Here is a 23,855-nt window from a genome sequence, read left to right as displayed (position 1 = left end):
GCCTACGAAGCACAATAATACAATATTTTTTGAAAAGTCTATAATTTTAGTAGACTAATTAAAAAATAATACGGCAACCATCTGCGCATGAAGTTTGTTGACCTATGTATGATCATTTTTATTACAAAAAAGGAATACCATGACCAACAACACTTCTCTTATTCCCAATTCCGTTGCATTGGATGAACTATGTATCAATACGCTGCGTTTTTTATCGGTAGATGCCGTACAGAAAGCAGACAGCGGGCATCCGGGGCTGCCATTGGGAGCTGCGCCGATGGCCTATGTACTATGGACCCGGTTCCTGCGTCATAATCCTTCCGATCCGCATTGGTTTAACCGCGACCGGTTTGTATTATCGGCCGGACATGGCTCTGCCTTGTTATATAGTTTGCTGCATGTTACGGGGTATGATTTGCCGTTGGAAGAGCTGAAGCGGTTCCGGCAATGGGGCAGTAAAACACCGGGGCATCCTGAAAGGGGTTTGGCGCCGGGCGTGGAGGTAACTACCGGTCCGCTTGGACAGGGATTTGCCAACGGCGTTGGCCTTGCGATGGCGGAAGCTTACCTGGCAGCAAAGTATAACCGTCCGGGTGATACGGTAATAGACCACTACACCTATGCGCTGGTGAGTGACGGCGACCTGATGGAAGGCGTGGCATCCGAAGCCGCTTCCCTCGCCGGTCATTTACGGCTGGGCAAGCTGATCTATTTGTATGACGATAACCGGATTACCCTGGCATCTGCCACACCGGTTACCTTTACAGAAGATCATGCAAAACGGTTTGAATCGTACGGATGGCATACCCAGAAGGTAGCCGATGGCAACGACCTGGAAGCAATTGATGAAGCCATCCGTATGGCGCAGGCAGAAACAGAGCGGCCTTCCATCATCCTCGTGCGCACGCGTATTGGTTTTGGTTCTCCCAAACAGGATACCACCGGTGCGCATGGTTCCCCACTGGGCCCTGAAGATGTAAAACTCACGAAAGAGAAACTTGGCTGGCCGGTGGAACCGGATTTTTTAGTGCCGGCGGAAGCCCTGGATCATTTTCGTGCAGCCGTAGACGTTGGCAAAACATTATCTTCCAAATGGGAGGAGCAAATGATCATCTACGGACAAAAATACCCGGAGCTGGCCAAAGAATTACGCTCGCTGATACATGACCATATTCCGGAAGACTGGGATAAGGACATTACGCCGTTTGCTGCTGATGCCAAAGGACTGGCCACCCGCGCCGCGTCGGGGAAAGTGATGCAGGCGTTTTTCAAACATCTTCCCGGTTTCATCGGTGGCTCAGCAGATCTTAACACGTCCACCAATACAGAATTAAAGGACGCCGGTAATTTTGAAAGTCCGGCGATGGAACATGGCGACCTGCAGGGCGCTGCCGGCGGTGTATGGGGCTACGATGGCAGAAATATCCAGTATGGAGTGCGGGAACACGCTATGGGCGCTATTTCCAACGGCCTGGCAGCACATGGCGGCATCATCCCCTACTGCGCCACCTTCCTCACCTTTTCCGATTATATGCGGCCATCGATCCGGCTGGCGGCTCTTTCAGAACTGAAAGTAATCTTTGTGTTTACGCACGACAGTATTGCTATGGGAGAAGACGGTCCTACCCACCAGCCGGTGGAACTGCTGGCCGCACTCCGCGCCATTCCCCGCCTGGTAGTGATCCGTCCGGCAGATGCCAACGAAACGATTGCAGCATGGCAGATAGCAATCCTTGAACCGGACAAACCGGTAGCGCTGATCCTCTCCCGCCAGGCGGTGCCTACCCTGGATCGCAGCAAATATGCAGCTGCCAATGGGTTACGCTATGGCGGTTACATCCTCGCAGATGCGCCTGACGCAAAGCCTGAGCTGATCCTGATAGCCACCGGCGCCGAAGTGGACTTAATTGTAGCTGCGCAGGAGAAACTACAGTCATTTAACATCGCCGTGCGCACCGTATCCATGCCCAGTTGGGAGCTGTTTGAAGCGCAATCTCCGGCTTACCGCGACCAGATACTTCCCCCCGATGTAACAAACCGGATAGTAGTGGAAGCAGGTATTTCACAGGGATGGCACCGTTATGCGGGTGATAAGGGTGAGATTATTTCTATTGATCACTTTGGCGCCTCTGCACCGGGACCAGTATTGCTGCGTGAGTTTGGATTCACGGCAGATAATATTTGTGAACGCGCACTGGCCTTACTAAAAAAATAACCGCAACAAATGAAGAAGCTGGTGGTATTTGACCTGGATGGAACGTTGGCGCAGAGTAAATCTGCTATTGATGAAGAAATGAGCGGACTATTATATTCATTGCTAACCGTGGCCAGGGTGGCGATTATTTCCGGCGGCGCCTGGCCACAGTTTGAGCAGCAGGTGCTGGCAAAACTGCCTGGCGAAAAAGGGCTGGAACGGCTATCTATTCTCCCTACCTGTGGCACACAGTTTTACGCGTACAATGGTAAGTGGGATAAATTATATGCGGAAGATTTCACCGCAGCAGAAAAAGAGAAAATCACCAGCGCTTTGAATGAAGTGGTAAACACCCTGGGATATAAAGCTGCAAAACTTTGGGGGCCTGCCATAGAAGACCGTGGCAGCCAGATCACCTTCTCTGCATTAGGACAGGAAGCCCCGCTGGAAGAAAAGAAAAAGTGGGATCCCGATTTTGCAAAAAGGCAAAAAATGAAAGCCTTGCTGGATGGCATCATCCCGGAGTTTTCTGTAAGCCTGGGCGGCACTACTTCAGTGGATATCACGAGGCATGGCATCGACAAGGCCTACGGCATCCACAAACTCAGGGATATTTTAGGGATCACTATTGAAGAAATGTTGTTTGCAGGAGACGCCATTTTTCCAGGCGGCAATGATTACCCCGCAAAGGAAACGGGCGTAGCCTGCATCAAAGTGCGCGACCCTGATGAAACGAAACGCGTAATTGAAGCGGTTATAGCCTGCTATACAGGATAAGCCAGCAGTTCATTTAACAACTCAGTTAAGCTGATGCTTCCGGTGGCAATCACTTCATCACCGGCGCCATAATAAATATACAGGGTATCGTTGAATACGACTGTGCCGGTAGGGAAACAAACATTATCCACATCTCCCCTGATTTCCCAATCCCGCTCCGGCGCCAATATGGGATAAGGTAACCGTGCAAGTTCCTTCGCAGGATCATTGAGATCGAACAAGGCTGCGCAGCCCACATATACGTAGCCTTGCGGGGTTTCATGCACGCCGTGGTAAATGAAAAGCCAGCCGTGCGGGGTTTCCACCGGCGGACAACCGGCGCCCACATAACTCATTTCGTGTTTATACTTTGGCGTTAGTATGATATGGTCGCGGAGATGGAGATAATAATCTTTCCAGAAATCCGCCGTAAGATCAGATAGTTCGTTTACCGAAACCAGTTGTATGTGTGGTTTTATGCGGTGCAGAAAATAAAACCGGCCATTAATTTTTCTGGGGAAAAGTACTACATCCTTATCCCATAAACGAGGATTAAAATCGTTGTACAGGATATATTTTTCATCCAGCGGGCCATTGGTTTCCGCAAGCCGTTTAAATTCCGCGTAATCCATTTGCGCTACTATCAGCCCGTGTTTTTCAAACTTTACACCATCGGAGGAAGTGGCCAGCGCGGCGCAGGCGCTCACACCGTCGTAAGCAGTGTACGTGAGATAGTATACCCCATCGATACACACAATGCGGGGGTCTTCCAGCCCTTTTGCTTCGTAGTCGTGTTCAGGAAACAGAATGGGTTTATCCAGGCGTTGTTCAACCGTAAGCGGGTCGCTTAATTTACAAAAACCGATGCTGGAGTGATTGCCTTTCTGTACTGCCCTGTAGTAAAAAAGCACCTCGTTTCCCGCCCTGATAGTGGCGGGATTCAGCACGCCTTCGTTTTCAAACTCGAGATTGGTTTGTTTCAGCAGTATGCCTTCTTTTCTGATCCGTATCATAATTCCCGGTTTCCGTTTGGGTAAAACAATTATCTGTCTGTCAGCAGGGAAACTTTATATTTTGGATAGTCTACCAACAGCTTGTAAAAGATAATATTTTTTGCTGATCCGGAAACGATTACCTTATAAACGCCTTTTCTTCCGGTAGCAGCCCAGGCGTACCGGAGGCTGTCGTTCTGCACTTTTAATTCCTGTTCCTTGCGCCAGATATACAGTTGCTGATTTACCAATTCCTGCGCCCTTTCAGGGGTGGCGAAAACGGCGTCTACCTCCTGCTGATAGCGGCTGCTCCAGTTGCTGCCATATCTTGCCTCCATCTTTCTATTCGCCACGTTATTGACACGGGCTACGCTGTCGATGAGCGTTTGGTCAACGGTACACTCCCCTACTGTATAAAAAGCAAAGCCCTATTTCCGGGCGATGGTTTGTTCCACCTGAACCCTTTCAATATCGGGGAAGCCGTAAGTGAGGAAGCAGATCTTTTCTTCCGTATGGTTGTTTTGCGGCTGTGCCAGGCTAGTAAAGGAGATGAGTAGGAAGATGGCGAATGCGGATAGGGATTTCATTGTGGTGTGTTGGTATGGTTGACTGTTTTAACAGGTGCCGGTTATTACAAATATATACCAAATATAACTAATGTAAATACCCGGGCATAAAAAAAGGACGAACCGATGTAACTCGTATTCGTCCTTTAGTTGGTGACCTCATCTGGATTCAAACCAGAAACCTTTTGATTCGTAGTCAAATGCTCTATTCAGTTGAGCTATGAAGCCGTTTTCCCGTTTCGGGATTGCAAATGTAGAACAATTTTTTATTCTAACAAATTATTTTTCAATTTTTTATACCTGAAAGCTTTTCTCCAGATTTTTTTCTTTTGACAGAAAATGCTGCAGTTAATGCAGCATTTTCTGTCTTTTGGTGACCTCATCTGGATTCAAACCAGAAACCTTTTGATTCGTAGTCAAATGCTCTATTCAGTTGAGCTATGAAGCCATTCCCTGTTTGGGATTGCAAATGTAGGATTTGTTTTAAATTAAACAAAAAAAATTAAAACTATTTTTCCGAGACTACCGTTAACGGGTATACGTGATTTGTATAGGTAGCTGTAAAGGTCTGCCATCAACAGATAGCAGGGATTAAAGGGACCTGGCCTGTTCATTTGGTTCAAATAATTCAACCAGGTTTCCTGAAGGATCCTGCAATAGAATTTGTTTACCCCCGGCGCCTGTCACCAGCCCATTGCGAAAACGTGCATCCTTTGTTTTCAATGTTTCAATGAACGCCTCCAGGTTAATTACTTCCAGTTGGATCCGGTTCCATCCGCCCGGTGCAGGCGCGGTACCATCAGGCATCGGCTGTCCGGCGCCTCCAAAGCCCGGCTCATTCAGGTACAAGTGGAGGGTTCCTTTTGATAGCTTTGCAAAACCCTGCGCAGCCTGCATGTCAACCGTAAATCCGAGCAGCTCTTTATAAAATGGTACAGTGGCGGCTACATCTTTTACGATATAACGAACACCATAAAAAGCTACAAGTTCATTGTGCTTGTCCATAGCATGCGGTATTTGATTTATGAAAAACGCTATTTCACTTTCCTTTCGGACGAAGCGCCAGTCCGCTTAAAGTAGCGCCCGTCAGTGCCAGTACAAGTGCCACAATGGCTCCGGCTTTTCCACTGCCTGAACCAAAAACAGCACCGGCAGAAGTGCTGAGATGTACAACACTGAGGATAATGGCTATTGCTCCCAGCGACAACGCAATAATAGCTGCTGTTGGTTTATTCTGCCTGTTTCCGGTAAGATGTGTTGAACGGGAACGGGCTTTAGCCCGCCATCCCATAATTAAACTAATGAGTGCGATGATCGCGCCAGCCAGGGCCTGGGCCCGCCCGGTGGTAATGCCGCTGACAGCCGGTGAAGTTCCATCTGGTGTTGTTTGTGAAAATACTTTTTCCGTTGTCAAAATAAACAATCCAATAAAGAAAATGAATGGAATATGATTTTTTATGAAGGTCTTGCGCTGTAAGTTCATAAGGCTCTTTTTTTACAAAGCTACTGTTGGTGCAATCAACAAAATTGTAAAATCGCGACATGTTTCAGCCTCCGCGTCAGGGATTGAATTCTTCAAACGCCCGGTAATCAGCCGCATCTTTCTGATGCGTGAAAAAAGCTTTGGGATTATACCCTGAAAATAACCGGAAGTCGTGGATAAAATGGGACTGATCGTAATATCCGCAACTGTACGCCATTTCCGTGAGCGATACCGGCCGTTTCTCAAACCCTTTTATAACTGCATTGAAACGGGCAATCCGTTGGAATTGTTTAGGACTGTACCCCGCATAATGAATAAATTTTCTTTCAAACTGCCTGCGGGACAAATAACACTCATCCGCCAATGCAGGAATAGACAAGGCAGTGGAAGACATCAGGATCTGTCTTACCGACGTAAAAACAGGACTCGCTGTTTCCGCGCTCTTCGCCAGCCGCTGCAAAATAAATTGAGAAATGAGTGTTGCACGTTGCCGGTGATCAGACGCCGCGAATACTTTTTGCTCGAGCAACTGTCCTTCTCTTCCGAGCAGTGTTTCTGTATCCACTGTTTGATCACTCAGCACATGGGCTGGTAAACCAAAAATACCGGGGATTGCATAAGGAAAAAGGTATACACCGAACAAGCAGAAATCGTTCAAAGTATATAGTTTTCTAAAATGCTGCAGCTGTCCCGATAAACAGGAGAAAGAAGTTTTGTGCCGGTCGTCGCCCACCCCGTAAGCCTCGAATTGTCCTTTGCAATAAAATATCCATTCCGGTGAACTCTCGGCCAGCACCCGGTGATGGAATGGCTTTTCAGCTGTAGCTGAACCTTCCAGTACCCAAAAGAACTGAATGTATTCCGCAAGTTTGACCGGAGGCGGAATTGTATAATAGTTCATACGTAATACGGTGTTGGACTCAATGTTTATTACTTATTTTACTTGATTTGACGATGGACTTTCCTGCCTCGTTTATAAGCAGGAATATCAACATCATCGTCATAGCAAAATCAGTGCGGTATTATTTGTTTTGCATAGGCAAATTGTTTAAAAGCTATCAATTCGTGTTTACTGATAAATGCGGATTTGTTATTTCGAACCGGGAACAGTTGTTGGGAAGAAGTTTCACTGGCAATTTTAACGTTACCGGAAGTGTTACGCGTTCTGAAAAATCACTATACAAGAAAAGAAATAGGCGGAATCCCTTATTGGTAAGGAATTCCGCCTTGTGACCCCGTCAGGATTCAAACCTGAAACCTTCTGATCCGTAGTCAGATGCTCTATTCAATTGAGCTACGGAGCCATGTGTTTATGAATGGATGCCAAAGGTAGGAGATTTTTCGAAAATCCCAAATAGTTATCAAAAAAATTTCTGCAATCTTCTGATTTACACTTACTTTTACACCAATTGCTTAATTATTAAACGAAGTGAAAATTCAACTCTGGAGCATAGGAAAAGAACATGATCCCTACATCAGGGATGGGATGGCTGTTTTTCAGAAAAGACTGCTGCATTACGTGGATTTTGAAGTAAAACTAATCCCCACGGTAAAGCAGGCTGCCAGTTTATCGGTGCCGGAATTGAAAAAACAGGAAGCAAAAATTATCCTGGATATGTTACAGCCTACCGATTTTCTGCTTGCGCTGGATGAGAAAGGAAAGATGATGACCACTGTGCAGTTTGCCGACTTCCTGCAGCAACGCAACAATGCAGGTACACGTCAGCTGATCATATTAATTGGCGGTGCGTTTGGTATCGATGATGCCGTGTTGCAAAGGGCGCAACTGAAAATGTCTTTATCCCCGCTTACTTTTCCGCATCAGCTGGTGCGTCTTATTTTTGCTGAACAACTGTATCGTGCTTATACAGTTTTAAACAGAGAAAAGTATCATCATCAATAAGTACCTTTACCACCTAAATAAACCGGTTATATGACGCTTTCCATCAGTTTGATTATTATCATTATTACCTGTCTTGTTTCCTATACTGCCCTTAAGAACTATGACCAGCTGGACAAGATGAGCCTGCAACCGTACATGGTAAAGCGTTACAAACAATATTACCGCTTCATTACTTCAGGGTTTGTGCATGCCGATTTTCAGCATCTCATTTTCAATATGCTCACATTATTTTTCTTTGGCCCTGCCATTGAAAATTTATTCATGCAGCTTTTTCACAGCAAGCTGGTTTATATTTTATACTATCTATTGGGAATCATTGTTGCAAATATCCCATCTTACATAAAACACCGTAACAACTCCAGTTATTCTTCGCTGGGAGCTTCGGGAGCTATTTCTGCGGTGGTGTTTTCAGCCATCATGATAGATCCGTGGAATACGATCTTTTTGTTTTTCATCCCCATCCCTGCCGTAATTTATGGCGTTTTGTTCCTCGCTTTGTCAGCGTACATGTCGAGAAAAGGCGGCGATAATATCAATCATGATGCACATATGTGGGGCGCGCTATTCGGTATCGTATTTCCACTGATTTTCCATCCAGAACTGGGCGCCTATTTCCTGGAGATGCTCAAGCATCCAAGATTCGGACGATAAATGAAACCGCCGGCTGTGTTGGTATTCCACTCCGCCGGCTATTTCTTATTTCGCAAAAGTAATACTAAGTACTGCTTTCGTTTTGGGCGTAATCTTCACGCGGTCATCCACCCGCATACCTACCAGCCACACGATACGTTTGTTTGATTCCAGCACCCATACATTTTCTTTTTGCGGCATTGATAATTTCTGATCAATCAGGAAACGGCTTACCTTTTTCTTTTTGGGCATGCCCAGCGGGTAAAAGTAATCGCCTTGTTTCCACTTTCTCAGGATCAACGGGAAGCTAACCTGTGCCGCATCCAGCCAGGCTATTTCCGGCGACGCTGGAATACCGGCGTTGCCCCGCTCCTGCTCACGGACCTGTAATTGTCCGCCGCCAAAATGAATATGCTGCTGTCCGGGTTCAATCACTACCAGCGGCGACGCATCTGTTGCCAGCGGGGTAATAAGCAACCACTGACGGTTGCGCACAATGCGGTGACTGGCCGTATCCACATACCTGCCGGATTCACTTTCCATCAACGATAATACCTGTTGCGTTTGTGCGGATGAACAGCCAAAAGTCCGGAACAGCTCCCAGGCAATTGTTTGCAGCGGGATCGTTTTCTGCAGCTTCAATACGGGCACCATCCAGGTGTTCCCCTGCTGGAACAGCAGGCGTTTACGGTGCTTCGCCAATGCTTCCTGGTAAAGGATCTCCGCTTCCCTGATCCGTTCAATAGTAGCCGACATATTTTTCACAACACCAGGAAAGGCTTCCTGTAATCGCGGAATCACCTGGTGACGGAAATAATTACGTGTATACTTGTCAGTTATATTGGAGCTATCTTCTACAAAAGAAATATTATTCATGGCGGCATACGCTATGAGCCGGTCTTTCTCCGTAAACAATAACGGGCGGATCAGGCGTTCCTGTTTGGGCAGAATGCCATGCAGCCCGGCAATACCGGTACCTTTGGCGAAATTCATCAATGCTGTTTCCACACTGTCCTGCATATGGTGGGCGGTGGCAATATATGCGTATCCTTCCGCAGCGCGTACTTCTTCCAGCCATTGATAACGCAGTTCACGTGCGGCTACCTGTATGGTTACACGATGCCGGGCCACATAAGCATTGGTATCGAATTTTACTACGTGCAGCGGCAGTTCCAGTGTTGCTGCCATGTTCCGTACAAAAGCTTCATCCCGCTCAGATTCCTCACCCCGCAGCTGAAAGTTGCAGTGGGCAATACCGGCGCGGTAACCGGCATTTTTAAACAACCCGGCCATTACGATGGAGTCCACCCCGCCACTTACGGCCAGCAGCACCTTTTGCGCAGGATCAAATAATTGCCGGCCGGAGATATAAGCAGTGAAATCAGTTATTAGATGTTGAGGCATGCGTTGTTTGTTGGATTAATAATATCAGTATATCAGGTCTTCGTAGGCCGACTGTAATTCGTTGTATGCATGTCTTTCATTACCTGCTTTGGCCATAGCCATGCCTTTTTCATAGGTGCTGATGGCGGCGGCATTATCACCGGCACGTTCCAGTAACTTCCCCAGGTGATAATAAGAACCTACATAGCCCGGTTCATGGGCCAGCAGTTCTTCAAACAACTGCCTGGCGGTTACATCGTCGTTGAGCTTAATGTATTCCAGCGCCAATGCATGTTTCAGGAAGCTGTCGTTTGGTGTGGCTACCAGGAACTGCTTTATTTGCGCGATTCTGTCCATTCGTTTGTTATTATTTAATTGTACAATATGTCAATCTCTCACACTGATTAAAATCATCTTCCCTCCCTGCGGTTGGCGTATATTATTTAGATATATTTGCTATTACCGCATTTTAAAACAAAACAGTTTAAGGCCATGAAGATTTTAGTATGTATCAGCAAAACTCCGGACACGACTGCAAAAATAGCTTTCACGGACAATAACACGAAATTCAATGAGGCTGGTGTACAGTTTATTATTAATCCGTACGATGAATGGTATGCATTGGTAAGGGCGCTGGAGCTGAAAGAAACCATAGGGGCTGACGTGCATCTTATTACGGTAGGTGGTGCAGATTGTGATCCGGTTATCCGCAAGGCACTGGCTTTGGGCGGAGACGAGGCTTTCCGTATAAATGCGGATAGTGCTGACAGTTACTATATTGCGTCGCAGATAGCTGCGCATGCAAAGGATAAACAATACGATATTATTTTTACCGGGAAAGAAACCATTGACTTTAATGGCTCCGGTATAGGCGGTATGGTGGCAGAACTGCTGGAATTGCCCTATGTATCCATTGCTGCTAAATTTGACCTGAATGGTACCGTGGCTACCGTTAACAGGGAAATAGAAGGCGGAGAAGAAGTGTGCGAAGTATCGCTGCCAGTAGTTGTTTCCTGCCAGAAGGGAATGGCTGAAGCCCGGATCCCCAATATGCGCGGTATTATGGCCGCCAGAACCAAGCCCCTCACTGTGGTGGAACCTGTTGCTGCAGACGCCCTCACTTCCGTAGTAAGCTTTGAACTGCCTCCTGCAAAGGCCGGCGTTAAACTGATCAGTCCTGATAACGTGGAAGAACTGGTGAAGTTGCTGCACGAAGAAGCAAAAGTGATCTAAGGGTAAACTATCTCTCAACTACTAATCAAATTATTCATGTCTATATTAATATTTGCCGACCAGGCACAGGGTAAAATCAAGAAAGCGGCGCTGGAAGCCGTACAATATGGCGCTAAAGTGGCTGAACAGCTGGGTACTACTGCTACTGCACTGGTACTGGGCCCTGTTGACGCTGCTGAACTGGCCGCACTGGGCAACTATGGCGCACAAAAGGTACTACACGCAGCAGATGCCCGCTTACATGAAGTAGAAAGCATTGTATATACCAAAGCTATTGCCGAAGCAGCCGAAAAAGAAGGCAGTAAGGTGCTTGTCTTCCCTCATAACTTTGATGGTAAAGCCATTGCGCCGAGGGTATCTGCCCGGCTGAAAGCTGGTCTGGTGGCAGGCGCCATCTCCTATCCGGATACTACCAATGGATTTGTGGTAAAGAAAAACGTGTTCTCCGGTAAGGCATTTGCCCATATCAATATTACATCTGATAAGAAGGTGATTGCCATTATACCCAATACCTTCCCTGTGAACCCCAGCACTGCTACTGCTACAGTAGAAGCCTTTTCTCCGGCTATCAGCGATGCTGATTTTAAAGTGAAGGTGGTTAAAACTGAAACGGTGAGCGGTGAAGTGCCTTTAACGGAGGCAGAAGTAATTGTAAGCGGCGGCCGTGGTATGAAGGGTCCGGAAAACTGGGGCATCCTGGAAGACCTGGCAAAGGCGCTGGGAGCTGCAACAGCAAGTTCCCGTCCGGTAGCCGACGCCGGCTGGCGCCCGCACCATGAACATGTGGGTCAGACTGGTTTAACCGTGCGCCCCAATCTTTATATCGCGGTGGGCATTTCCGGGGCTATTCAGCACCTGGCTGGCGTGAATGGCAGCAAGGTCATTGTGGTGATTAACAAAGATCCGGAAGCTCCTTTTTTCAAAGCCGCAGATTATGGCATAATAGGTGATGCATTTGAAATAGTGCCTAAGCTTACGGCAGCCGTCAACAAGCTGAAACAGAGCTAAGCAACCAGGTTACGGTATAAGAATTACGAATGAAGTATTCAATTTTTAAGATCGTGTTGATTTTTCATTCGTAATTCCTGTACCGTAATTCTTATATCATAGATTTATCATTATAGATTTTTTTTAGATAAGGAATATTTTTCTAACTTCACGGTCTTACAAACTATTCAGCGACAACGCAAGACAGATATGAGAAAAATAGAACTGGAAATAGTTGCTTTATCGCACAGCATTACGCAGACTCATTCATATGCCGTGGTACTGGGAGAAGTAAACGGATTGCGCCGTTTGCCTATTGTGATTGGTGGCTTTGAAGCGCAGGCGATTGCAGTAGCTCTGGAAAAAATGCAACCCAGCCGGCCTTTAACACACGACCTGATGAAAAACTTTATGAACGCCTTTAATGTAGAATTACAGGAGGTGGTCATCAGTAATCTGCAGGAAGGCATCTTTTACTCAAAGCTTATCTGTTCTAACAACGACGAAACCATAGAGATAGATTCCAGGACATCGGATGCACTGGCCCTCGCAGTTCGCTTCGGATGCCCTATTTATACTTTCGAGAATATCCTCAACAGCGCAGGGATACTGCTGGACGACCCTGCCGGTAAAAAGACCAATAAGCCGGTTACCCCTACTATTTCGGAGCATGAGAAAGGTGTGGAAGATGACCTAAAAGCACTGAATGTAGAGGAGTTAACTACCTTGTTACAGGAAGTACTGGAACAGGAAGACTACATCCGGGCCATCGCTATCCGCGATGAGATCAACAGCCGCAAAAGCAAATAACTTTTCATTTTATATACTCCCTGCAGCCGGCGGTGTAAAAACTGTAGCTGTTGGTTTGCCGTGCAACTATGATTGTATTTCCAAACTGCAAAATAAACCTGGGCTTACATGTTACCGGTAAACGCCCCGATGGCTTCCACAACCTGGAAACCATCTTCTATCCCCTGCCTGTTAATGATGCGCTGGAGGTAATTACGCATACTGAACTTCAATTTGAGAGCACGGGTGTCCCGGTGCCTGGTGATGCAGCCGATAACCTTTGTATACGGGCTTTTCAGTTATTGCAGTCGGACTTTCCGCAGTTGCAGCCGGTAAACATTCATTTATTGAAAAATATACCCATTGGCGCCGGCCTGGGTGGAGGTTCCGCAGATGCCGCCTTCATGTTGCAACTGCTGAACCAGAAATACCAGCTGGGGCTTCCGGAAGCTGCGCTGGTTGACTATGCGGCTCAACTGGGGAGTGACTGCCCATTCTTTATTGTCAATAAACCTTGCTACGCCACAGGGCGTGGAGAAATCATGGAGCCGATGACACTGGACCTCTCCGGCTACTCGTTTTTGCTGGTGCATCCGGGTATTCATATAAATACGGGGTGGGCATTTAGGCAGCTTGTTCCCGGCGCGCCGGTTCACCCGCTGCGGGAAATGATCCAGTTACCGGTGGAGGAATGGAAAGATATGGTGTCAAACGATTTCGAGGCGCCGGTATTCCAGGCACACCCGGTGCTGGAGGGGATAAAGGAACAAATGTATTCGTCCGGGGCGCTTTATGCGTCGATGAGTGGCAGCGGTTCCGCGATATTCGGGATATATCCTAAAAACAAAATAGCTGACATCCTGTGGGATGCCAGCTACCGGGTATTTACTATCAGGTAAGTCTTACTTTACAGAAGCTACCAGTGCTTTAAATGTTTCTGGTTCATTCATAGCCAGATCAGCCAGAACTTTTCTGTTCAGGTCGATGCTTTTGCCGGCTAATTTGTTCATAAACACAGAATAGGTCAACCCTTCTGCTCTAACAGCAGCGTTGATACGGGCGATCCACAGCTGGCGATAGTTTCTTTTCTTTAATTTACGGCCAACATAGCTATAAGTGAGTCCTTTTTCAAGAACGTTCTTCGCTACGGTGTACACATTTTTTCTTTTACCGTAGAAGCCTTTGGCTTGCTTTAAGATCCTTTTTCTCCGGGCTCTTGAAGCTACGGCATTAACTGAACGAGGCATTTGCTTTGTTTTTTCTCAGGTTATAAAATTCGATTCTTTTGACAGATACTAGCGCATTCCGAGCATTCTCTTAACCAGGTTAAGATTTGCTTCGTGAACCAGTGTACTACCTCTTAAGCTACGTTTTCTTTTCGTAGATTTTTTGGTCAGTAAGTGGCTTTTGAAGGCCATGAACCGCTTAATCTGTCCGTTCCCACCAACCTTGAACGTTTTCTTGGCACGGGAATGTGTCTTTACTTTGGGCATCTTACATCAAATTTGGTCTGCAAAGGTATGAAAATAATTTAATAAAGCACAGTCTCCTCTAAATAATTCAGCCCCCATCGCGAATGTGGATAACTTTTCTGATATTTTTTTACCCCCTTTAAGCAATTGACAATCAATTTTTCGCTAACCCATCCGGTCAACTTATCTGGCGCTTTATCATATTACGATTAATAACACTTTTTTTATTTCCCTATATTACATCTAATTTTAATCTTAATTCATTTATATATTTTAGCCATACCAAGTATAAACACCTGACGCCTATGAAACCATTTTACACTTGCTCCACGCTCTGCCGGAAAAAACCATCCGGGAAAGATAACCGATGTAAAGAGTTGAGGTACAATATGGATTGAGCAAACAAAAGCTGCTCAATCCTGATACTTTTCTTACTTAACTGTTTGCACCTATGAAACGACTATTAACCTTTTTGTACCTGATACTGGGGCTTGTGCTGCTTAATAAACAGGTGGCAGCACAAACTGCGCCGGCAAACGGCACAGCCTTTATGAACCTTCCCGACACGATATGTAAGGGAAGTTTCGCCAGTATGAACGCCTTCTTCTGGAATAACACCAGTAATTATGCAGATTCCGCGACCTGGACAATCACGGGGGGAACCTATGATGTGCTCTTCACGACCGATACCAGGGCAGGCCACGAATTAGTTGGCCAGCGGAGGGACACTTATAACTCCGGCGGCATAAATATTAATAAGAACTCCCTGACCATTAAATTTAATGATGCCGCTAAGTATACGGTGAAAGTGGTGCTGTTCAGGGGGAATAATACCTATCCGGTTACAAAGTCCATTTACGTAAAAGACTGTACAATTCAACCGTGTTTGGGTAATACGACCAGTAAAAGCGATTTCCTGGAGGACTTTGGTAAATTTAAAAAGAATGCTACCGACAGCCGCTCCAATGCAGCGGTTACCGGATATAACTATGTACCTATGCCTCTGAACGGGGCTAATTTCATTGATGATAGTTACAATATTTTCTGGCATACTCAAATAAGAAGTGAGTGGGTAAAGGCAACAGATCATACCGGAAGTACTATCGACTCCGTGGGTGGTATGCTCATCGCCAACTCTTCTATCAATAAAAAATCTTTCTATACTAAAAACAATGTGCAGGTATGCCCGGGCTCTTCTTATAATTTCAGCGCCTGGTTCCTGAACGTAAACAGCTACAACGTATTTAACTATAACTGTGCGGCAGGTAACTCGGATGGTTATCACTATGCCGGGGTTACCTTCCTCATCATTAATAAAAAGGGCAGCACCAACGCTGCATTGTGGGATACACTCGCAAGGTTTAAAACCTACGACGTATCTATGAACCTGTCGTATTCAACATGGCAACAATACGGCGGCAGCTTTAAAACACCCGGAGGTGTAACTGCAGTAACACTTGAAATTGTCAATGATCGTCTTGGTGATTGTGGAAATGATATCGCGATAGATGATATCGGCTTTAATTATTGCAGCCCGGACATCTACTCATTTATCGATGGTCAGATTGATACAGAATTAAGAGCGGATTCACTTTGCGAAGGCGCTCCTATTACTATTAAAGCATTATATAGTCCTGATGGTCATTTGCCGAATGGCACTTACGATCCCAACCAGGATTATTTTAAGAATCCAATATATCAATGGTTTTACAGTAATACCGGGGATGAAAACAATCCGGCCGACTGGTTTCCTGTTGTAAATGGAAACGGTATATCAGGCGCGGCTACCAACACGCTCACATTTGCGGATGGCGCGCTGAAAGGAGATCCTAACCAGATAGTGCATAAATATTACCGGGTAAATATCCTTGAATCGGGGAACGTCAGCAACTGTGCGTCTCCATCGAAATACACCAAGATCACTATTCTTCCGAAGCCCAAAGTAACCATTTCGTCGGGCAGGATCTGTATCGGGCAAAGTGTGGATCTGACGGCTGATGGAGGATACAGTACTTATGAATGGAAGGTGGACCCGGTTTATTTTGGCCCTAAAATGACCGTATTTCCCGACAGCACCAGAGACTACTGGGCTATCGGGATTGCAGATTATGGGTGGAACTCTGTGAAGAATGAACCGCGTCAATGTAAGGACAGTGGATTTGCCCGGGTAGTTGTAGATAAAAAACCGGTCACCGCTATTACAGGCGGACCGGTGAATATTTGTCTTGGTGCACAGATTAACCTGAACTTAGGCATTACAGGCGCGCCCGCCGACAGTTTGAACTGGATGTGGAAATATGGCATTGATTCTATTAAAGGTAAAGTGCCCGCTATTTCGCATGTTCCTTCAGACACCGGTACCAAAGCTTACAACGTTGTTGTGACCAACAAAACCTGTACGGTCGTTGACACCTTCAGGGTAAATGTGCGGTCGGTGCCGGTAGCGGATGTGGATACCATCTACAGACAATGTAATATATCCACCTTTAATATTAAAAGGAGCACCCCTCCTTCGGATCAGAAAGGTACCTGGTCATTTGACGGTCCAAACAAAGGAGCCGTTATTACCAATACTACTACTGCCGCCACCAGCGTGACGGGTGTTATGGCAGGTGATACGGTACGTCTCTTCTGGATAATTACCAACAAAACACTGGCTGCATGTACGGATACCAACCGGGTTACACTCATTAATACCAAACCTCTTACCCCGAGTGTTGCAGGTCTGAACCAGGTACAGTGCGAGTTACGTGATTTCCAGCTGAACGCCAGTAAGCCGGGCGTTGGTGAAACCGGTAAATGGACATTAGCGCCGGGTACTACTTCTTCAGATATCACCATTAACTACGACACCGCTTATAATGCGATAGCTTCTGTTGTCAGCAATGCACGGCCTAAAACATTTGTGCTGACGTGGACCATCTCTAATGGTGTTTGTCCCGGTCCGAACTCGACTACCGTTAACCTTACCATTAAGGATAAGCCTACGCTGAATATTGCTGCAGCTGCGGTTTGTAATACGGTGGATTCCTTTACGGTCTCCTACAGCAACGTGGTACCAGGGACTTTGAAGCAGTATGTACTCAGTGTTGCCGCCACCAGGAAGATGCCTGGTTTTGTAACGGTGTCCAAAGCATGGCCATCTAACAATACCTCTGGTATCTTTAAAGTGAAACTGCCGGCAAACACACCTGCTGGTAGCTACGACTTCGTCATTACAGCACAGGAGGATACGTTACACGGATGTAGCGTTACGGTGCCGTTTTCTGTTTCTGTGGAAAAGCCTTCAACCGCTCCTACTTCCATTGATGCCAGCTCCGACAGTCTGTGCGTTACCGGTAATGTTACTTTAAAAGTGATAGGAGGTTCCCTGGGAACTGATTCTACTGGTACTACACATAAATGGAAATGGTATACCGGTGCTTGTCCTGGTTTACCAGGCAGCGTAGCAGTAACTCCAGCTTCCTCTATTAATAATGGTGCTGAAGTTGTATTTAATAATGTAACTGCCACAACCACTTATTATGTGCGGGCAGAAAGTACCGGTCCTTGTGGTAACACTGCCTGTGCAAGCGTAACGGTGAAAGTATTTGCAAAACCTAATGTTGCCAATGCAAGTACCGATCAAACAGAATGTGACCGTGCTACTGACTTCCAGTTAGCAGGTAATACTCCGGCTCCTGCAGGAGCTACGGGCCTCTGGACATCGCCTAACCCGCGGGTTACTATCACCAACCCAACGCAGTGGAATGCTACTGTGAAAGTACCTGTTGGTGATACCGCTTCATTGGTATGGACTATTTCCAACGGACCATGTTTGACTACCAATGACACGGTATTTATTACCAATTATAAAACACCTGCTGTTCGTGACGCCGGCACCAACCAGATTGCCTGTGATAAAACGGTGTTTACCCTCAACGCCACTGCTCCTACTGAGCTGGGCGCTAAAGGTACCTGGTCGTTTACACCGGCTACCGCTTCTGTAACTTTTGCCAACATCAACAGCGCCACTACTACGGTGACCGTTCCGGCTGATAGTACAGTGCTCCTCTTCTGGCAGATTTCAAATTCGAAGTGTTCCGCTCCTACTTATGATACGGTGAGAATCACGAGTCTGAAAAAACCGCAGATGCGGGATGCGGGTACTAACCAGATTGCCTGCGACAAAACAGTGTTTACACTTAACGCTTCCGCTCCTACTGAGCTGGGCGCCAAAGGTACCTGGTCGTTTACACCAGCTACCGCTTCTGTGAAGTTTGCAAATGTCAATAACGCGACTACTACTGTTACCGTTCCGGCTGATAGTACAGTGCTCCTGTTCTGGCAGATTTCAAACTCTGAGTGTGCTGCTTCTACTTATGATACCGTAAGAATCACCAGCCTGAAAAAACCAGCAGTTCAAAATGCGGGTACTAACCAGATTGCCTGTGATAAAACTGTATTTACACTTAATGCCTCTGCTCCTACAGAGCTGGGCGCAAAAGGTACCTGGTCGTTTACACCAGCTACCGCTTCTGTGAAGTTTGCAAATGTCAACAGTGCTACTACTACGGTGACTGTTCCGGCTGATAGTTCAGTGCTCCTCTTCTGGCAGATTTCAAACTCTGAGTGTGCCGCTTCTACTTATGATACGGTAAGGATCACCAGTTTCAAAAAACCAGCGGTTCAAAATGCAGGCACTAACCAGATTGCCTGTGATAAAACTGTATTTACACTTAATGCCTCTGCTCCTACTGAGCTGGGCGCCAAAGGTACCTGGTCGTTTACACCAGCTACCGCTTCCGTGAAGTTTGCAAATGTCAATAGCGCGACTACTACTGTTACCGTTCCGGCTGATAGTACTGTGCTCCTGTTCTGGCAGATTTCAAACTCCGAGTGTGCTGCTTCTACTTATGATACCGTGAGGATCACCAGCCTGAAAAAACCAGCGGTTCAAAATGCTGGTACTAACCAGATTGCCTGTGATAAAACCGTATTCACACTTAATGCTTCCGCTCCTACAGAGCTGGGCGCTAAAGGTACCTGGTCGTTTACACCAGCTACCGCTTCTGTGAAGTTTGCAAATGTCAACAGTGCCACCACTACTGTGACCGTTCCGGCTGATAGTACTGTGCTCCTGTTCTGGCAGATTTCAAACTCTGAGTGTGCCGCTTCTACTTATGATACCGTAAGGATCACCAGTTTCAAAAAACCAGCGGTTCAAAATGCGGGTTCCAACCAGATTGCCTGTGATAAAACTGTATTTACACTTAATGCCTCTGCTCCTACTGAGCTGGGCGCAAAAGGCACCTGGTCATTTACACCGGCTACCGCTTCTGTAACTTTTGCCAACATCAACAGCGCCACTACTACGGTGACCGTTCCGGCTGATAGTACAGTGCTCCTGTTCTGGCAGATTTCAAACTCCGAGTGTGCCGCTTCTACTTATGATACTGTAAGGATCACCAGCCTGAAAAAACCAGCAGTTCAAAATGCGGGCACTAACCAGATTGCATGTGATAAAACTGTATTTACACTTAACGCTTCCGCTCCTACGGAGCTGGGCGCTAAAGGTACCTGGTCGTTTACACCAGCTACCGCTTCTGTGAAGTTTGCAAATGTCAATAGCGCGACTACTACTGTGACCGTTCCGGCTGATAGTACTGTGCTCCTGTTCTGGCAGATTTCAAACTCTGAGTGTGCTGCTTCTACTTATGATACCGTAAGGATCACCAGTTTCAAAAAACCAGCGGTTCAAAATGCGGGTACTAACCAGATTGCCTGCGATAAAACCGTATTTACACTTAACGCTTCCGCTCCTACTGAGCTTGGCGCTAAAGGTACCTGGTCGTTTACACCAGCTACCGCTTCTGTGAAGTTTGCAAATGTCAACAGTGCTACTACTACTGTGACCGTTCCGGCTGATAGTACAGTGCTCCTGTTCTGGCAGATTTCAAACTCCGAGTGTGCTGCTTCTACTTATGATACCGTAAGGATCACCAGCCTGAAAAAACCAGCAGTTCAAAATGCGGGTACTAACCAGATTGCCTGTGATAAAACCGTATTCACACTTAATGCTTCCGCTCCTACGGAGCTGGGCGCTAAAGGTACCTGGTCGTTTACACCAGCTACCGCTTCTGTGAAGTTTGCAAATATCAACAGTGCTACTACTACGGTGACTGTTCCGGCTGACAGTTCTGTATTACTCTTCTGGCAGATTTCAAACTCCGAGTGTGCTGCTTCTACTTATGATACCGTAAGGATCACCAGTCTGAAAAAACCAGCAGTTCAAAATGCGGGTACTAACCAGATTGCCTGTGATAAAACCGTATTTACACTTAACGCTTCCGCTCCTACTGAGCTTGGCGCTAAAGGTACCTGGTCGTTTACACCAGCTACCGCTTCTGTGAAGTTTGCAAATGTCAATAGCGCGACTACTACGGTGACCGTTCCGGCTGACAGTACTGTATTACTCTTCTGGCAGATTTCAAACTCTGAGTGTGCTGCATCTACTTATGATACCGTAAGGATCACCAGCCTGAAAAAACCAGCAGTTCAAAATGCGGGCACTAACCAGATTGCATGTGATAAAACTGTATTTACACTTAACGCTTCCGCTCCTACGGAGCTGGGCGCTAAAGGTACCTGGTCGTTTACACCAGCTACCGCTTCTGTGAAGTTTGCTAATGTCAATAGCGCTACTACTATTGTTACCGTTCCGGCTGATAGTACAGTGCTCCTGTTCTGGCAGATTTCAAACTCTGAGTGTGCTGCTTCTACTTATGATACGGTGAGGATCACCAGCCTGAAAAAACCGTTGATGCGGGATGCGGGTTCTAACCAGATTGCCTGCGATAAAACAGTGTTTACACTCAATGCTACCGCTCCTACAGAGCTAGGCGCTCAAGGTACATGGTCATTTACACCAGCTACTGCTTCTGTAACTTTTGCCAACATTAACAGCGCCACCACTACGGTGACCGTTCCGGCTGACAGTTCCGTATTACTCTTCTGGAAAATTGCAAACACAGAATGTACTGCTGCTAACTTTGATACCGTTAGGATCACCAGTTTGAAAACGCCATTAATGCGTGATGCCGGCACCAACCAGATTGCCTGCGATAAAACTGTGTTTACACTCAACGCTACTGCTCCTACTGAGCTCGGCGCACAAGGTACCTGGTCATTTACACCTGCTACTGCTTCTGTAACTTTCGCTGATAAAAATAAAGCTAATACAACTGTTACCGTTCCCGCTGATAGTACTGTATTACTTTTCTGGAAAATTGCAAACACAGAATGTGCCGCTGCTAACTTTGATACCGTAAGAATTACCAGCTTGAAAAAGCCATTGATGCGTGATGCCGGCACCAACCAGATTGCTTGTGACAAAACCGTGTTTACACTCAATGCTACCGCTCCTACGGAGCTTGGCGCACAAGGTACCTGGTCGTTTACACCGGCTACAGCTTCTGTAACTTTCGCGGATAAAAATAAAGCCAATACAACTGTTACCGTTCCGGCCGATAGTACCGTATTACTTTTCTGGAAAATTGCAAACACAGAATGTACTGCTGCTAACTTTGATACCGTAAGGATCACCAGTCTGAAAAAACCGTTGATGCGGGATGCTGGTACTAACCAGATTGCCTGTGATAAAACAGTATTTACACTCAACGCTACCGCTCCTACGGAGTTCGGCGCAAAAGGCACCTGGACATTCACTCCGGCGACTGCTTCCGTGAAGTTTGCAAACATCAACAGCGCGACTACTACTGTTACCGTTCCGGCCGACAGCTCAGTGCTCCTCTTCTGGCAGATTTCAAACTCACAGTGTGCTGCTCCTACTTATGATACCGTAAGGATCACCAGTCTGAAAAAACCAATCGTTCGCGATGCCGGTTCTAACCAGATTGCATGTGATAAAACGGTGTTTACCCTTAACGCTACCGCTCCTACTGAGCTCGGCGCAAAAGGCACCTGGACATTCACTCCGGCGACAGCTTCCGTAAAGTTTGCAAACGTCAACAGCGCGACTACTACGGTGACCGTTCCGGCTGACAGCTCAGTACTCCTCTTCTGGCAGATTTCAAATTCTGAGTGTGCTGCTGCTACTTATGATACCGTAAGGATTACCAGCCTGAAAAAACCAATCGTTCGCGATGCCGGTTCCAACCAGATTGCCTGTGACAAAACAGTATTTACGCTCAACGCCACCACTCCTACAGAGCTGGGCGCTAAAGGCACCTGGACATTCACTCCGGCGACGGCTTCCGTGAAGTTTGCAAACATCAACAGCGCGACTACTACGGTGACCGTTCCGGCCGACAGCTCAGTACTTCTTTTCTGGCAGATTTCAAATTCTGAGTGTGCTGCTCCTACTTATGATACCGTAAGAATCACCAGTCTGAAAAAACCAATCGTTCGCGATGCCGGTTCTAACCAGATTGCCTGTGATAAAACAGTATTTACACTCAACGCTACCGCTCCTACTGAGCTCGGCGCAAAAGGCACCTGGACATTCACACCGGCGACTGCTTCCGTAAAGTTTGCAAACATCAACAGCGCGACTACTACGGTGACCGTTCCGGCCGACAGCTCAGTACTCCTCTTCTGGCAGATTTCAAATTCTGAGTGTGCTGCTGCTACTTACGATACCGTAAGGATCACCAGCCTGAAAAAACCAATCGTTCGCGATGCCGGTTCTAACCAGATTGCCTGTGATAAAACGGTGTTTACCCTTAACGCTACCGCTCCTACAGAGCTGGGCGCAAAAGGCACCTGGACATTCACACCAGCGACTGCTTCTGTGAAGTTTGCAAACATCAACAGCGCGATTACTACTGTTACCGTTCCGGCTGACAGCTCCGTGCTCCTGTTCTGGCAGATTTCAAACTCACAGTGTGCTGCTGCTACCTATGATACCGTGAGGATCACCAGCCTGAAAAAACCAATCGTTCGCGATGCCGGTTCCAACCAGATTGCCTGTGATAAAACGGTGTTTACCCTTAACGCTACCGCTCCTACTGAGCTGGGCGCAAAAGGCACCTGGACATTCACTCCGGCTACCGCTTCTGTGAAGTTTGCAAATGTCAACAGCGCGACTACTACTGTTACCGTTCCGGCTGACAGCTCAGTGCTCCTCTTCTGGCAGATTTCAAACTCACAGTGTGCTGCTTCTACTTATGATACAGTAAGAATCACCAGCCTGAAAAAACCAATCGTTCGCGATGCCGGTTCTAACCAGATTGCCTGTGACAAAACAGTATTTACGCTCAACGCCACCGCTCCTACTGAGCTGGGCGCAAAAGGCACCTGGACATTCACACCGGCTACCGCTTCTGTGAAGTTTGCTAACGTCAACAGCGCGACTACTACTGTTACCGTTCCGGCCGACAGCTCAGTGCTCCTCTTCTGGCAGATTTCAAACTCACAGTGTGCTGCTGCTACTTATGATACCGTGAGGATCACCAGCCTGAAAAAAC

Annotated in this window: 19 protein-coding genes and 3 tRNA genes; 9 read left to right on the top strand and 13 right to left on the bottom strand. The window is 46.8% G+C overall.

Annotated elements, in window-relative coordinates; all coding sequences use genetic code 11:
* The first annotated feature begins 139 nt into the window (after window positions 1-139).
* Both tkt and ACLHR0_RS09090 read left to right on the top strand, forming a co-directional pair.
* Window positions 140-2,215 carry a transketolase gene (tkt, locus tag ACLHR0_RS09095; protein ID WP_436486024.1) on the top strand — a complete coding sequence of 692 codons (2,076 nt, stop codon included), beginning with the start codon at window positions 140-142 and terminating at the stop codon, window positions 2,213-2,215.
* Between the two features lie 9 nt (window positions 2,216-2,224).
* The gene (locus tag ACLHR0_RS09090; RefSeq protein ID WP_436486022.1) at window positions 2,225-2,971 is read left to right on the top strand and encodes an HAD-IIB family hydrolase; all 747 of its coding nucleotides are present in this window, start codon (window positions 2,225-2,227) and stop codon (window positions 2,969-2,971) included.
* Here ACLHR0_RS09090 and ACLHR0_RS09085 read toward each other — a convergent pair.
* The 9 genes from ACLHR0_RS09085 to ACLHR0_RS09045 all read right to left on the bottom strand — a co-directional run bounded on the left by ACLHR0_RS09085 (window position 2,959) and on the right by ACLHR0_RS09045 (window position 7,295).
* The gene (locus ACLHR0_RS09085; RefSeq protein ID WP_436486020.1) at window positions 2,959-3,963 is read right to left on the bottom strand and encodes a hypothetical protein; all 1,005 of its coding nucleotides are present in this window, start codon (window positions 3,961-3,963) and stop codon (window positions 2,959-2,961) included. The genes ACLHR0_RS09090 and ACLHR0_RS09085 overlap by 13 nt on opposite strands.
* A gap of 29 nt (window positions 3,964-3,992) precedes the next feature.
* Window positions 3,993-4,280, bottom strand: a complete 288-nt coding sequence (locus ACLHR0_RS09080; protein WP_436486018.1) for a hypothetical protein — start codon at window positions 4,278-4,280, stop codon at window positions 3,993-3,995.
* Between the two features lie 90 nt (window positions 4,281-4,370).
* Window positions 4,371-4,529 (bottom strand): hypothetical protein, encoded by a 159-nt coding sequence (locus tag ACLHR0_RS09075; protein ID WP_436486016.1) that lies wholly within the window; start codon window positions 4,527-4,529, stop codon window positions 4,371-4,373.
* A 130-nt stretch (window positions 4,530-4,659) separates the two neighbouring features.
* Window positions 4,660-4,736: transfer RNA gene (locus ACLHR0_RS09070), tRNA-Arg, on the bottom strand.
* Window positions 4,737-4,879: 143 nt separating this feature from the next.
* A tRNA-Arg gene (locus ACLHR0_RS09065) sits at window positions 4,880-4,956 on the bottom strand.
* Window positions 4,957-5,099: 143 nt separating this feature from the next.
* The gene (locus tag ACLHR0_RS09060) at window positions 5,100-5,513 is read right to left on the bottom strand and encodes a VOC family protein (protein ID WP_436486014.1); all 414 of its coding nucleotides are present in this window, start codon (window positions 5,511-5,513) and stop codon (window positions 5,100-5,102) included.
* Between the two features lie 34 nt (window positions 5,514-5,547).
* On the bottom strand, window positions 5,548-5,991 hold the full coding sequence (locus ACLHR0_RS09055; protein ID WP_436486012.1) for a DUF6223 family protein: 444 nt from the start codon (window positions 5,989-5,991) through the stop codon (window positions 5,548-5,550).
* 76 nt (window positions 5,992-6,067) lie between these two features.
* Window positions 6,068-6,892 (bottom strand): DUF6597 domain-containing transcriptional factor, encoded by an 825-nt coding sequence (locus tag ACLHR0_RS09050; protein WP_436486010.1) that lies wholly within the window; start codon window positions 6,890-6,892, stop codon window positions 6,068-6,070.
* A gap of 329 nt (window positions 6,893-7,221) precedes the next feature.
* Window positions 7,222-7,295: transfer RNA gene (locus ACLHR0_RS09045), tRNA-Arg, on the bottom strand.
* 125 nt (window positions 7,296-7,420) lie between these two features.
* Here ACLHR0_RS09045 and ACLHR0_RS09040 point away from each other — a divergent pair.
* Both ACLHR0_RS09040 and ACLHR0_RS09035 read left to right on the top strand, forming a co-directional pair.
* Complete coding sequence (locus tag ACLHR0_RS09040; RefSeq protein ID WP_436486008.1) at window positions 7,421-7,894, top strand: 23S rRNA (pseudouridine(1915)-N(3))-methyltransferase RlmH; 474 nt, start codon at window positions 7,421-7,423, stop codon at window positions 7,892-7,894.
* Between the two features lie 30 nt (window positions 7,895-7,924).
* Window positions 7,925-8,545, top strand: a complete 621-nt coding sequence (locus tag ACLHR0_RS09035; protein ID WP_429047825.1) for a rhomboid family intramembrane serine protease — start codon at window positions 7,925-7,927, stop codon at window positions 8,543-8,545.
* A gap of 45 nt (window positions 8,546-8,590) precedes the next feature.
* On the opposite strand, the gene tilS is transcribed toward ACLHR0_RS09035, so the two are convergent.
* Window positions 8,591-9,928 (bottom strand): tRNA lysidine(34) synthetase TilS, encoded by a 1,338-nt coding sequence (gene tilS / locus ACLHR0_RS09030; protein WP_436486006.1) that lies wholly within the window; start codon window positions 9,926-9,928, stop codon window positions 8,591-8,593.
* Between the two features lie 24 nt (window positions 9,929-9,952).
* Window positions 9,953-10,264, bottom strand: a complete 312-nt coding sequence (locus ACLHR0_RS09025) for a hypothetical protein (protein WP_429047822.1) — start codon at window positions 10,262-10,264, stop codon at window positions 9,953-9,955.
* 135 nt (window positions 10,265-10,399) lie between these two features.
* Between ACLHR0_RS09025 and ACLHR0_RS09020 the strand changes: the two genes are divergently transcribed.
* The 4 genes from ACLHR0_RS09020 to ispE all read left to right on the top strand — a co-directional run bounded on the left by ACLHR0_RS09020 (window position 10,400) and on the right by ispE (window position 13,815).
* Window positions 10,400-11,140: an electron transfer flavoprotein subunit beta/FixA family protein gene (locus ACLHR0_RS09020; RefSeq protein ID WP_370913402.1), complete on the top strand. Its 741-nt coding sequence runs from the start codon at window positions 10,400-10,402 to the stop codon at window positions 11,138-11,140.
* Window positions 11,141-11,176: 36 nt separating this feature from the next.
* On the top strand, window positions 11,177-12,148 hold the full coding sequence (locus ACLHR0_RS09015; RefSeq protein WP_429047819.1) for an electron transfer flavoprotein subunit alpha/FixB family protein: 972 nt from the start codon (window positions 11,177-11,179) through the stop codon (window positions 12,146-12,148).
* A 189-nt stretch (window positions 12,149-12,337) separates the two neighbouring features.
* Complete coding sequence (locus ACLHR0_RS09010; protein ID WP_079471804.1) at window positions 12,338-12,937, top strand: bifunctional nuclease family protein; 600 nt, start codon at window positions 12,338-12,340, stop codon at window positions 12,935-12,937.
* 68 nt (window positions 12,938-13,005) lie between these two features.
* A complete protein-coding gene (ispE, locus tag ACLHR0_RS09005; protein ID WP_436486002.1) occupies window positions 13,006-13,815 on the top strand; it encodes a 4-(cytidine 5'-diphospho)-2-C-methyl-D-erythritol kinase in 810 nt (269 codons plus the stop codon).
* A 3-nt stretch (window positions 13,816-13,818) separates the two neighbouring features.
* Here the strand turns inward: ispE and rplT are convergent, their stop codons facing one another.
* Window positions 13,819-14,163 carry a 50S ribosomal protein L20 gene (gene rplT, locus ACLHR0_RS09000; protein WP_370913399.1) on the bottom strand — a complete coding sequence of 115 codons (345 nt, stop codon included), beginning with the start codon at window positions 14,161-14,163 and terminating at the stop codon, window positions 13,819-13,821.
* 48 nt (window positions 14,164-14,211) lie between these two features.
* The gene (gene rpmI / locus ACLHR0_RS08995) at window positions 14,212-14,409 is read right to left on the bottom strand and encodes a 50S ribosomal protein L35 (protein WP_079471802.1); all 198 of its coding nucleotides are present in this window, start codon (window positions 14,407-14,409) and stop codon (window positions 14,212-14,214) included.
* Window positions 14,410-14,839: 430 nt separating this feature from the next.
* Here rpmI and ACLHR0_RS08990 point away from each other — a divergent pair.
* Window positions 14,840-23,855, top strand: a 9,016-nt coding sequence (locus ACLHR0_RS08990) for a hypothetical protein (RefSeq protein WP_436485999.1), incomplete at its 3' end; no start/stop codon positions are given.

Source organism: Chitinophaga sp. ARDCPP14 (assembly GCF_051362515.1).
Lineage (GTDB): Bacteria > Bacteroidota > Bacteroidia > Chitinophagales > Chitinophagaceae > Chitinophaga.
The sequence above is the reverse complement of the archived record's forward strand: the minus strand, read 5'-3'. Positions and strand labels throughout refer to the sequence as shown.